Below are 12223 nucleotides of genomic sequence, written 5' to 3'. Positions count from 1 at the left end.
GCGCGATCAGAACAGCGGCTGTGTCTCGCTCTGCGCTGCCTGTGCCCGCCGCTCGGCCGACGGCGGCGCGGGCGGCGCGGGAGCGGGCGCGGTCGATGCGGGCGCGGGCGACTGCACGTCAACCGGCCCCGTCTTCGTATCGCGGTCGACCGGCTGGGTCTCCGCGGCCGATGCCGCGGCACGAGCAGCGGCGGTCGTCGTCGGCTGCGGCGGCGCCGGGGGCGCGGGCGGAGGCTCCACTGCAACCGGGCGCGCCATCTGGACGATGCGCTCGGCGACCGCATCCGGGTTCGAGAACAGTTCGAACACGTGCACGCGGGCGTAGTGCCAGCCGAGACGGCGCAGCAGGTCGGGCCGCAGCCGCAGCGACTCCCGCAGGCTCATCGTGCCCAGCGACGCGTCGGTGTCGATCGCGATGCAGTAGCCGCCGCGACTCGCCACAAGCCGCAGCTTGCCGCGGTGGCCGAGCGCCGTGCGCAGGCCCCGCGCCTCCAGCCGGCGGGCCAGGTCGATGAGCATGGGGTCGCTGTCGTCGGGCACGTCGACGGCGGTGCGGCGCGCCTCCGTGTCGGCGAGCAGCTCGGCGAGCGCGCGGGCGCCGGGGCCCATGCGGTCGTCGTCGAGGTCGTCGGCGCGGATGCACGACACGATGCGCACAAATCGACGCGCGCGGGTCATCGCGACAGCAAGCAGCCGGTCCCCACCCGGGCGTCCGAGGGCTCCGAACTCGCTCAGCACGCGGCCGTGCGGGGTGCGCCCGAACCCGATCGAGAAGATGACCCGATCGCGCGACTGAGCGACCGCCTGCTCGATGGTCAGCACCACGAACGGTTCGGCGCGGTCACCGAGGAAGAAGTCGTGCAGGTCGGGGCGCGACTGCATAGCCCGCAGCACCGCGGTCTGAACGCGGGCGGCGTGCTTCGCGCTCGCGGTGATCACCATGAGCGACTCTTTCGGCCGCGCGGTCGCGTGCTCGAGCACGCGGGTGACGACCTGGTCGACTTCGGCGTCGACGCTCTCGATCGTGCCGGTGTCGTCGTCGGGCATACCGTTGCCGTCGTCGAGGTAGTCGACCGCGATCGACGGGTGGCCGAGGAACGACCCCGCCCACGGCAGCGAGTCGATACGGCCAGCGTAGAAGCGACGGTTTACGAGCTCGGCCAGGTCTTCGCCGCCCGCGCGGTACGAGCGGGTCAGGCTGAGCGTCGGAAGCAGCTCGGAGAGCTGCACGAGCGCGCTCGAGGAGTGACGAGCATCCACGTCGCTGGTGTCGGCGGCAGCCGGGCGGTCGGTGACGGCGATCGAGAACGCGGCCGGCGTCTGCGTGACCGGGTCGCCGATGGCGACGACCTGGCGGCCGCGGCGGATCGCGGGGGCGACCTCGGCGATCGTGACCGCTCCGGCGTCAAGCACGAACACGGCGTCGAACGGGATGTCGTCGCTGATCTCGTGCACGTCGTACGGCGAGCTCAGCCAGACGGGCGCGAGCGGACGGCTCAAGTGCGGGGCGTGCTTCTGCAGCTCGGCGGGGGTGATCGCGCCGCTCTTCAGCGAGCCGCGCAGCGCGGCGGCCTCGTCGGGCCAGTCGGTGATGCCGATCGACCAGGCCTCCGACAGCTGCCACGCCATCATCGCGGCGCTGCCGGCGGCGTGCGCTTCGTCGACGAGCCGGAAGTCGGACTCGAGCCGGTCGAGGACGGCCGTGTCGGCGCCGAGCAGCGCCCGGTCGGCCTGCAGCAGACTGTCGAGGGCGCTACGCCACCACGCGAGCTCCAGCTCAGCCGCGACCTGCTCGTGCGGCACGTGACGCTGGGCGAGGTCATCGAGCAGGGCGGTGAGACCCCACGGCTGCATCTCGCGCATCAGCTCGGTGCGCTCCTGCAGGTTCGCGAGCACGTCGCTCTCCGCGGCGAGACCCGCGAGGGTCGTGACCAGGTCGTCGATGCGGCGGTTCAGCAGCTGCGTTTCTCGCGTCGTGTGGCCGAGCGGAACATCCAGGGCTTCGAGGTCTTGCTCGACCTGCTGGAACGCGACCGCCACATCGGCGATGCCGACGGGCACGGTCGGCGTGATGCCGACGGGCGCGAAGCGCTGCCACAGGATGCGCTGCTGCTGGATGCGCGTGAGCGCGTCGTGCAGGTCACTCACGTGAACGCCGGGCCGCACGTACTCTTTCGCGAGCGCCTTCAGGCGGCGGCGCGTCGTGGCCGGCATCGTCGAGCCCTCGCGCCGCGGCGCGGTGGCGGCGATGAGCTCACTCAGCGAGCGGTCGAACACGGCCGGCTGGAACTTGTCGAGTGTGTCGCGCAGGTCGGTCAGCAGGCGCAGGTAGGTGCCGAGCTCGGCGAGCGTCTCAAACTGCCGCATGGGTGTCGTTGCGACGAGCGCGACGGCACGGTCGAGCAGGCGCGGCACGAGGTCGGTGTGCAGTCGGCGGGCGCGCTCCTGGGCGCGGGTCGCCTCCTCACCGGTCGAGAAGCTGGCGCCGTACCAGGGCGAGTCGCCCGGGCCGTAGGTGAACTGGCCGAGTTTCGCGGCCTGCACGATGACGTCGGCCGCGTGCGCCCGGTTGTGGGCGAGGGTCTCGACGGCGGAGCGCTCGAGGCGGGCGCGGGTCGTCGGGGGCGCCGGCAACAGCGCGAGGCGGCTGAGTTCGGTGACGCAGTCGTAGACGCTGATGCCGAGCTTCGGGTCGGGGCGACCGAGGGCCTCACGGTAGTCGAGCAGCACGCCGCGCAGGCGCACGAGCGCCTCATTGATGTCGGCGACGCGCGGCTTCTGCGCCTTCTCGTTGCGGCTGATCGCGCGAACCAGGTCGCGCCGCAGCGTGCGGGGCATGACCGTGACGCCGCTCAGCCCGATGTCGGTGAAGCGGCGCTGGATCGAGCTGAGCGCCGCGCGTCGCGAGCTCACGACGAGCACGCGCTTGTTCTGCGCGATCAAGGTGCCGAGCGCGTTGACGATAGTTTGCGTGGCGCCCGTACCCGGCAGGGTCTTGACGACGATCGAGTTGCCAGCGGCGACGTTCGCGATGACGTCCTCCTGCTCGGCGTCGGCGTCGAGCAGCAGCAGGTCGGTTTCGGGCGGGCGCTGGTCGGCCGGCACGGGGGTGACCGTCGTCTGGCTCTCCTGCACCGCCCAGCGCGCACTCGTGTTGCCGGCGATCGCATCGAGCACCGGATGCGCGAGGTCGCGCGCGTCGGCGGCGAGCGCCGGGCCCACCTCGGCGAACGTCGACACGACGAGGCGCGGCGTGATCGTGAAACCGTCGAGGTGCGCCGTCAGGCCCCGCAGCCGGTCGAGCGGCGGGTTCGGCTTGAACGTGCCGCCGTCGTCGGCCAGCGCGACGAAGGCCTCCTCGTCGAGGTGCAGTGAGAACTGCTGGGCGAGGACTCGCGCAAGGGCCGGGTTTAGCACGAGGCGGTCGAGCAGCGTGAGCTCGATGTCGCGGCCGCGGCGACGCAGGTCGAGCGGGCGCAGCAGCAGCGGGGCGCGGTAGTCGACGCCGGCGTGGCTCCACGTCACCATGCCGATGCCGAGAGCGATGGCGTCGATGCCGCGCACGCTCGACAGCTCGAGGCCTTTGTCGGCGATGCGTTCAGCGGCGACGCGAGCAGCCTTCAAGGCGACGTCGTCGCGCACCAGGTTGCTGAGCAGCGTCGGGCTGCCGGCGATGAAGCGGGCGAGCCCCCCTGGGTGGCTCGTTCCGAGTTCGATGCGGCCGCGGCGCTCGTCATCGAAGTGCAGCAGCGGGCTCTCGCCCCCCAGCGCGGCCAGCTCGTCGCGCCAGCGCTGCCAGGTCTCGCTCGCCACGTTCATCGGCTTCACCGTGGGGTCGCCGATGGTGAGCGCCCCCGGTTCCACCGACGGCGCGGCCGCGGGAGCATCGTCGTCGAGCTCATGATCGTCGTATCGGTCGGCACGCCACACGCGGTCACCTTATGACCGGCCCAGCGTTTCGCCCGGTATTCCGCGCCGCGGGAGTAAAGATGCGCCGCCTACACTTCCGTCTCGTGGAACTGTTCGGCGGCATCGTCTCGGGAGTGCTCACCGCGGCCTTCACCCTCGGCATCGTCGTCACGGGGGTTCTCGTGGGCGGAATCGTCATGGTGTCGCGGGGTCGCCACCGGCCCGAGCGCGAACTCGAGAGTCAGCGCACCCAGGCGGGCATCGCGCTCGTGCGGGCCGACGACGCCCTCCAGTCGGCCGACCGCGAGCTGGGCTTTGCCCTCGCCCAGTTCGGCGAGCATGACACGGTCGCGTTCCGCGCCGCGATCGATGCGGCCGAAGAGGACCGGCGCGAAATCTTCCGCCTGCACGGGATGCTCGTGGACGATCCCGCTCCCGGCCTCCGGCAGCGAGAACGCGCCGACCGCATCGTGATGCTCTCCGAGCGCATCGCGGCGAGCCTCGGCGAGCACGAGACGGCGTTCCGGCGCCGGCGCAGCGCCGAGTCGGGGGCGCGCGAGCGGCTCACCCGCCTGCGGGAACGCACGGCCGCCGTGCGCGCGCGACACGCCGACGAGGAACGCGCCCGCCTGCACGAGACGCCCGACACCTACAGCGCGAAGGCTCTCGGCGCCGCCGCCGACGCGCCCAGACTCGCCGCCGAGCGGCTCGACGCGGCCGACGCCGCGCTCGCCCGCGTCGACGACGCTCTCGCCCAGGCCGTGCCGCCGCCCGTCACCGATGCCCTCGACGACGCCGACGTCGCGATCCTCGCGGCAGAGCGCCTGCTCGACGACCGGGCCGCGGCGGTCGCCCGGCTCGACGACGTCGCCACAGCCCTCGAGGCCCTCGCCGCCGACGCGCGGGTGCAGCGCACCGAGGCGTTGGCCGCCGTCGACAACGCGCCCGACCCCGACACCGCCGCAGCCATCACGCGCGCGGTCGCCGACGTCGACACCGCGCTCTCCACCACCGTGGATGCACGCGACCCGCTTCCCGCCCTCACCCGGCTGCGCGGCGCCCTCGACGCGCTCGACGTGGCGCTGGCCGCCGCGCGCACGCAGGCGCAGCGGCTCAGCCACGCGCGTGAGGCGCTCGACGCGGCGATGGTGACCGCGCGCATCCAGCTGGCCGATGCGGAGGCCGCCGGGCGTGGACGCGGAGCCGCCGCCGCGCGGGCCCGCCTCGAGCAGGCCCGCCGCGAGCTGGAGCTCGCCGAGCGCGAGTCGTCGACCGACCCGGTGGCGGCGCTCGACGCCGCGCGCCGCGCCATCACCCACGCGCGCGACGCCGACGTGCTGGCCCGCTACTGAGCCGCCGCAGGGTTGCCCGCGCCCGTCCTCACCCGAGTCCCGTCGTAGGTGCGGCAGTTTGGGCGCGATGCGTGAGAACAAACACGCGCATCGCGCCCAAACTGCCGCACGGCCCTGCCCGGTGACCGCGCGGGCGAGCCCGGTGGCGGCTCGGGTCGGCCCGGTGGCGGCTCGGCCCGGCCCGCACCACAGCAGCGCTCAGCGCTGCAGGTACGCGAGCACCGCGAGGACGCGGCGGTGGTCGCCCTGCGTTTCGTCGAGCCCGAGCTTCGCGAAGATCGACGACACGTTCTTCTCGACGGCTCCAACGCCGATGAACAGACGTTCGGCGATCGCGGCGTTGGTGCGCCCCGCCGCCATCAGTTCGAGCACGTCGCGTTCGCGCGGCGTCAGCGTCTGCAGGGGGTCACGGCGTCGTCCCATGAGTTGCGCCACCACCTCGGGGTCGAGCACGGTGCCGCCCGCCGCGATGCGCGTCACTGCGTCGCGCACGTCGTCGAGTGACACGATGCGGTCTTTGAGCAGGTAGCCAACGCGCCCCTCGCCGCCCGCGAGCAGTTCTGTCGCGTAGGTCAGTTCGACGTACTGCGACAAGAGCAGCACGGCGATGGCGGGAAATTCGCGTCGGATCCGCACCGCCGCCCGCACCCCCTCGTCGCGGAACGTCGGAGGCATCCGGACGTCGAGGACGACCGCATCGACCGTGAGCGAGGGCAGGGCGGTGAGGAGCGCATCCGCATCGCCGTAGGAGCCGACGACGGCGAAGCCGGCATCCTCAAGGACGCGCACGAGCCCTTCGCGCAGCAGCACCGAATCGTCGGCGAGCGCCACGCGAAGGGCCGGTGCGGTCGAGGGCATGTCAGGCATTGTCCCCGGTCGGAGCGCCCTGCCCGCCGACTCCGCTGAGCGGCAGGGTCACCCGCACCTCGGTCGGCCCACCGTCGGGGCTCGACAGCGTGAAGGTGCCGCCGAGGCTCACAGCGCGGTCGCGCAGACCCGCCAGCCCGTGGTGTGGAGTCTCAGCCGCGCCGCCCACTCCGTCGTCCGTGACGGCGATCACGAGGTCGCCGCCCTCACGCGTGACCACGAGCGTGACGCCCGTCGCCTCCGAGTGCTTCGTCGCGTTCGCAATCAGCTCGCTCGCCACGAAGTACGCGTTGCGGGCGACCTCGTCGGGCAGGTCGGCCGTCGCACCGAGCGTCGACTGCATCGTCACGGGGATGCTCGACCGCGTCGCCAGGGACTCCAACGCCGCGAACAGTCCCCGATCGAGCAGCAGCGGCGGCGCGAAGCCGCGTGAGAGGTTGCGCAGTTCGTCGAGGGCGTCCTGGGCCTGGCGACGAGCATCCGCGATCAGGTTTTTGGCGTCGTCTGGCTGCTCGTCGAGGCGCCGCTCGGCGGCGGCGAGGTCCATCTGCAGGCGGATAAGGCGCTGCTGCGGGCCGTCGTGAATGTCGCGCTCGATGCGGCTGAGGGCGCTGCCCTCGGCGGCGACCGCGGCGGAGCGGGCGGTGAACAGGCTTGAGACCTGACCCTCAAGCTCTTCGCTCTTGAAGCGGCCGAGCAGCGGGCGGGCGATCGCGGCGTGCAGCCACGCCATCGAGCGCACCAGGTACGGCAGGGTCAGGATGGCGCCGATCGCCAGGGCGATGGCGAGGACGGCCATGACGCCGCTGAGCTGAACGCCCACGTTGAGGCCCTGGTCGCGCAGGGGCCCACCGAAGCGCTCCATCCAGATCCAGTACCCGGGGCCGAAGCCACCGCCATCACCGATGCGGTCGACAATGCCGAGCAGGTTCGGGCCGACGATCGACCGGCCCCCGGCCAGCCACGCAATCGGCGCGATCACACCGGCGAGGATGAACGATCCCCACACGGTGAGCAGTACGAAGCTGACGGTCGCGACGATCGGCGCGATGATCGCCCCGTGCAACAGGCTCAGCCAGTAGTGGCCGTTCGCGAACGGGGTGAGGGCCTTCCGCCACAGCGGCTGGCTCGGGTCGATGCGCCAGTCGGGTTCCGCGATCGCGCGCTCGCCCGACCAGCGCAGGCGCAGCACCTCGAACGAGCCGGCGAAGCGGGCGAGCAGCAGGGTCAACGCGATCAGGAACAGCCCGATAACGACGATCAGCAGGCTGACGCCGGCCGAGAACAGCGAGTTGAGGATCGCGCTGACCGTGATCGCAATGGCGAAGGTCGGCACGAGGTAGCCGAGGCCGCGAGGGAGGCGCCGCCACACAGCGCGGTAGCTCCAGTCTTCCAGCGGCGGCAGGCTCGGCGGGGTCGGTGGATGCGCGGCACCGGTCGCGGGGCGCGTCGTGCGCGGCGCTTCGGCCTCTGCAGTCATGGTGGTCGTCATTTCCGTCTCTCCGGTCAGGATGGCATGCGCGCGACTCTCACGCGATGCCTCCAGCCTTCCGACGCAGGCGTTTCTGCCCCACCCGACGCCCACCCGAACCGAGAGGGGGGTTAACCCCCCGGCGCCCGCAGCGTCACGACCGTGACGGCGACGGTCAGCTCGCGGGTCTCGGGGCCTGCGGCCAGCGCCGCCTCCACCTCCGCGCGCTTCTGGTGGAACGCGTTCGGCCCCATGAAGACGGCATCGGCTGCGGCGGCCCGATCGACGCGGACGGTCTCGCGCACCGTCGTCCGCGCGACCTCCTGCAGCCCGGGCAGCGACGCCACCAGCTCGTCGGCCTTGCCCGCCGGCACCTTCAGCAGCTTCAGCGGCTGCACGAGTTCGCGGTGGTGCTCCGGCTCGGGAATCGCCGCCACCAGCACGCCGCCGGGCGCCAGAATGCGCTGAATTTCGGCGGGAGGCCCCGGCGCGAACACTTTCAGCACGGCGGCCGCGGCGCCGTCACCGACCGGGATGCGCGCCCGCAGGTCCGCCGTCGCGGCCACGATCCGCGGGTGGCTGCGCTGGGCGCGCCGCACGGCGACGGTGCTGGCGTCGAGGAGGAGGCCGCGCATCCCGGGCAGAGCGTCGAGCACCTGACCGAGGTGCCAGCCAGGACCGCCGGCGAGGTCGACGGCCCAGCCCTCGTCGCCGGGCGCAGCCAATAGACCGGCGACGGCGGCGTCGCATACGGCGGCGGCCACGGCGTCGTGGTGACCGGCGCCCTGGAAGCGCTCGCGAGCATCCACCATGTCGGCGGTGTCGCCCGTGGCGGGCGCGCCCAGCCCGCGAGCGGCGACCCGAAGCCCGAGGTAGCCCTGCTTGGCGCGGTCGTGGTGATGCCCCGCCGAACAGGACGCACCCCCGTCGACGGCCTGAAGCGACCCGAGGCAGTGCGGGCACCGCAGGATCGCGAGGTCGTCGGCGGGGGTGTTCGTCACCCGGTCAACGCTAGCCGCCGGGGGTCACGGACCGAGCCACAGAGTCGCGTCAGCGTCCCGTGGCGTCGGGAGCGCGGTCGATGTCGCCGCGCCAGGCTCCGGTCTCAAAGCCGTTCTCCTCCATCAGCTCCTTGAAGCGGTGCAGGTCGCGGTCGACCTGGATGTCGTCGGCCTGCAGCAGCGCGCCGACATTCTCGACGACGCCCTGGGGCTCCCACTCCAGCTGGAGCGACACGCGCGTGCGGTCGTCGTCGATGCGGTGGAAGGTGACGACGCCGGCGTGATTCTCGCCGCCGACGGAGTTCCAGGCGATGCGCTCGTCGGGGTGCTGCTCGACGATCTCGGCGTCAAACTCGCGGTCGACGCCAGCGATCGACACCTCCCAGTGGGTCAGCGTGTCGCTCAGCTGGCGCACCTGGTCGACGCCCGACATGAACTGCGGGAACGTCTCGAACTGCGTCCACTGGTTGTAGACCGTGGTGATGGGCGCATCGATGTCGATCGTGGAGGTAACGGTGCTCATGAGTGTCTCCCTGTCGCGTCGTGGTGCTCGGCCGGGTGTGGCCGAACGACTGGCGACGCTACGCCCGCTTGTCGCCTACGTCAGGGGGTTGACATCACAGGATGCCGACTCAGCAAGCGGTCAGGATGCGTACGGTAACGATCTCGAACGGTCGCACCGAGAGGGGGACTCCCGCCCGACTTCTTATGACCGCCTCTCCCTCAATGTCGCGCTCGAGAAGATCGACTCGGCGGGCGCTCTCCCACGGAACGTCGACCGTGAGGGTCGCAGACGAGGCCCGCCCCTCCGACTCGTAGAGTCGTACGATGAGATCGCCACTGCCGTCGTCAGCGAGCTTGAGCGTCTCCACCACGACCGAGCCCTCAGACACCTGCACGAGGGGTTCGACAGAGCTCGCGCCGCGGAGCGGGCGCACAGGTCGACTCAGCCGATAGCCCTCAGCGACCGCACCCCCGACGTGTGTCACGGGCCGCAACGAGAGGCGGAAACGTTGCTCTGCACGGTCTGCCAGTGGGTCGGGAAATCGCGGCGCTCGAAGGAGGGTCGCCCGAAGTTGTGTGCCAACGCCGCGGCCATCGACGACGACACGTTTCGTGTCCCAGCCATACGAACTCGCGTTCGCGATGACGATCCCTTGTCCGGGTTCCTCGACATACACCCACCGGTGTGCCACGCTCTCATAGCGCGCCGCCTCCCACGACGTGTTGGTGTGGACGCTACGCCACACGTGGCCAAATTGCGTTTCCGCGGCCGTGCGGTCCGCGAGCAGACCGACCGGAAAGGCAATCTTCAGAAGCTTCTCGTCTTCGCGCCAGTCGACGGTGATGTCGAGTTCGAGAGACGAGCCATCGCCCGACAGCGACCAGCGCAGCGATGCCCTCGAATCTCCGACGACACGATCGACCTCAACGGTCGTGCCCACAACGTCGACGGTGGCGTCATCATCGAGCGCGATCGGCGTGCGGCGATAGTGCTCTTCGATGTCCCAGGCATCCCACTGCGACGGCCGGTCATGGAAGAGCTGCAAAGCCGCGGCGGGCACCCCCGGCACCAAGAGTTCGCGCCCCTGTTCCCGGTCAATCAACGACGTGATTTCACCGTTGGCATTAAGGCGCACGAGGAGTTGTTCGCTGCGGAGGGTCGCGCCACCGTCCGGTTCCGACATGACCTCCACCGGCGCACGGGGGTCCGGCTCGATGATGGAAAACCCACGCGGCCCGCGCGGTGTTGGGTGCGCAACAAGTTCACGGTCACCGTCGCCTGTGAGCGCGCGCAACGAGCTCTCGATGATGCCGTGGGCGATGGAGGCTACGCGCGCGTGTGCACGCTCAGCCTCCTCATGCACCCAGCCGATTGCGGTTCCCGGGAGGATGTCGTGGAACTGGTTCAACAGTGTCAACTGCCACGCGACGTCGAGTTCGGCGTGCGGGTACGCAGCTCCCGCCCGAACCGCTGCGGTCGCCGCCCACAACTCAGCCTCGTGCAACAACGCTTCGCTGCGGCGGTTGCCCTGCTTCGTACGCACCTGCGTCGTGAAGACACCACGGTGCAGTTCGAGGTACATCTCGCCCGACCACACGGGCGGATCGACGAGTTCGCGTCGGACAGTCTCGAAGAACTCGGCAGGCGTGCCGAACACAACCTTCGGCGACCCCTCGAGGGTGGATTTCCGTCGGCCACCTTCGATCATGTCGCGAGTCGGCCCGCCCCCACCGTCGCCCCAACCAAACGGGACGATCGATTGTGAGCTAATCGATTTCTCGGCGAACTGGCGTTCGGCTCTTGCGAGGTCGGCCGCGCCAAGGTCACTCATGTAGCTGTCGACGGGTGGGAAATGCGTGAGGATGCGCGTGCCGTCGATGCCCTCCCACGCGAACGTGTGGTGCGGCATCCGATTGGTATCACCCCACGACAGTTTCTGCGTGACGAACCCGGTCGCGCCGACCCCTCGGAAGATCTGCGGCAAGGCCCCAGAGAAGCCGAAAGAATCCGGTAGCCACACGATGTTGGAGGTGACCCCGAAGGCGTTCGCGAAGTAGCGGGTTCCCTGCGCGAACTGGCGAATCATCGACTCGCCCCCGATCATGGTCGCGTCGGATTCAACCCACATATTTCCGATCGGCACGATTCGGCCCGCCGCGACGGCGCGCTTCACACGCGCGAACAGCTCGGGGTAGTTCTCTTCGACCCAGGCGTACTGCTGGGCAGAGGACGCAACAAATCGAAAATCCTCGTACTCGTTGATGAGGTCGAGCACGTTGGAGAGGGTTCGCGCAAACTTGCGCACCGTTTCGCGGGTTGGCCAGAGCCACGCCGAATCGAGGTGCGCGTGGCCCACTGCGATCGCCGTGTGCGCGCTGGCCGCTGCCGGCGCCACAAGTTCAGGCGCGAGGACCGCGCGCGCCGCGTCGACCCCGCCGCGCGGGTTCGACGCATCGAAGACGTCGACGACACGGGAAAGGGACTCGAGTATGCGCGCCCGACGCACAGACTCATCAGGCAGTTGTTGGGCGAGATCGAAGAGGGTCGTGGCATCCCACCACAGGGCGCTCAGTGCGTGATCGCGGAGCACGACATCGAACGAACGAGCCACATACAGGGGTGCATCACCCGCTGTCTCCTTGCGGCCCAGCGTGGTGGCGCGAAACTGGAAGCCGTCAGCGATGTTCGGGTTCGCCGCCGCCTCGATGTAGTACTCGATCGCACCGGTGGTGGTGACGGGTGCGTGCCGGTTGAGCGGCTCCAACCCCTTCACGATGTGGCCGTCGGTCGTGTACACGGTCCCTTCCGCTTGAAACCCGGGAAGCCGGTCGGTGTAGCCCAGATCCACGAGCAGCTCAATTGCCCCTGAGCCCTGCCAGGACGCCGGAACGGTGCCGCGGATTCGAAACCAGACTGTGTCCCAGGCGCTCCCCCAGGGTGAGCCGACAACAAAAGGCGAGTATGCGGCCTCCCGTGCGGCAGAGAACGGCACGGGCTCGCCGCCGACTGCCCAGTGTTCTGTGTCGAGCGCGACCCTATCGAGGATTCGAGCAGGGTCGAGAACGTCGCGAAGGAATCGGGCGATCCGCGCGTGTTGTTGGGTGTGGTTCACATGCAT

At 70.5% G+C, this 12223-nt stretch carries 7 protein-coding genes; 1 reads left to right on the top strand and 6 read right to left on the bottom strand.

Annotation, left to right across the window (positions count from 1 at the left end):
• Positions 1-6: 6 nt before the first annotated feature.
• Positions 7-3930, bottom strand: a complete 3924-nt coding sequence (locus tag EV140_RS03510) for a DEAD/DEAH box helicase (protein WP_130281152.1) — start codon at positions 3928-3930, stop codon at positions 7-9.
• An 83-nt stretch (positions 3931-4013) separates the two neighbouring features.
• On the opposite strand from EV140_RS03510, the gene EV140_RS03505 reads away from it, so the two are divergent.
• Positions 4014-5261, top strand: coding sequence for an Ntn hydrolase family protein (locus tag EV140_RS03505; RefSeq protein ID WP_130281150.1), 1248 nt, complete (start codon positions 4014-4016; stop codon positions 5259-5261).
• Positions 5262-5459: 198 nt separating this feature from the next.
• Here the strand turns inward: EV140_RS03505 and EV140_RS03500 are convergent, their stop codons facing one another.
• From EV140_RS03500 to EV140_RS03480, 5 genes are all read right to left on the bottom strand, one after another.
• A complete protein-coding gene (locus EV140_RS03500; RefSeq protein WP_130281148.1) occupies positions 5460-6119 on the bottom strand; it encodes a response regulator transcription factor in 660 nt (219 codons plus the stop codon).
• 1 nt (position 6120) lies between these two features.
• The gene (locus EV140_RS03495; protein ID WP_130281146.1) at positions 6121-7620 is read right to left on the bottom strand and encodes a sensor histidine kinase; all 1500 of its coding nucleotides are present in this window, start codon (positions 7618-7620) and stop codon (positions 6121-6123) included.
• A 110-nt stretch (positions 7621-7730) separates the two neighbouring features.
• Positions 7731-8600 carry a putative RNA methyltransferase gene (locus EV140_RS03490; RefSeq protein WP_130281144.1) on the bottom strand — a complete coding sequence of 290 codons (870 nt, stop codon included), beginning with the start codon at positions 8598-8600 and terminating at the stop codon, positions 7731-7733.
• A 49-nt stretch (positions 8601-8649) separates the two neighbouring features.
• Positions 8650-9123 carry an SRPBCC family protein gene (locus tag EV140_RS03485; RefSeq protein WP_096420789.1) on the bottom strand — a complete coding sequence of 158 codons (474 nt, stop codon included), beginning with the start codon at positions 9121-9123 and terminating at the stop codon, positions 8650-8652.
• A 109-nt stretch (positions 9124-9232) separates the two neighbouring features.
• A complete protein-coding gene (locus EV140_RS03480) occupies positions 9233-12223 on the bottom strand; it encodes an alpha-mannosidase (protein WP_130281142.1) in 2991 nt (996 codons plus the stop codon).

The organism is Microcella alkaliphila (assembly GCF_004216855.1).
GTDB lineage: Bacteria > Actinomycetota > Actinomycetes > Actinomycetales > Microbacteriaceae > Microcella > Microcella alkaliphila.
Note: the sequence above shows the minus strand (reverse complement) of the source record. Positions and strands in the feature narration are given on the sequence as shown.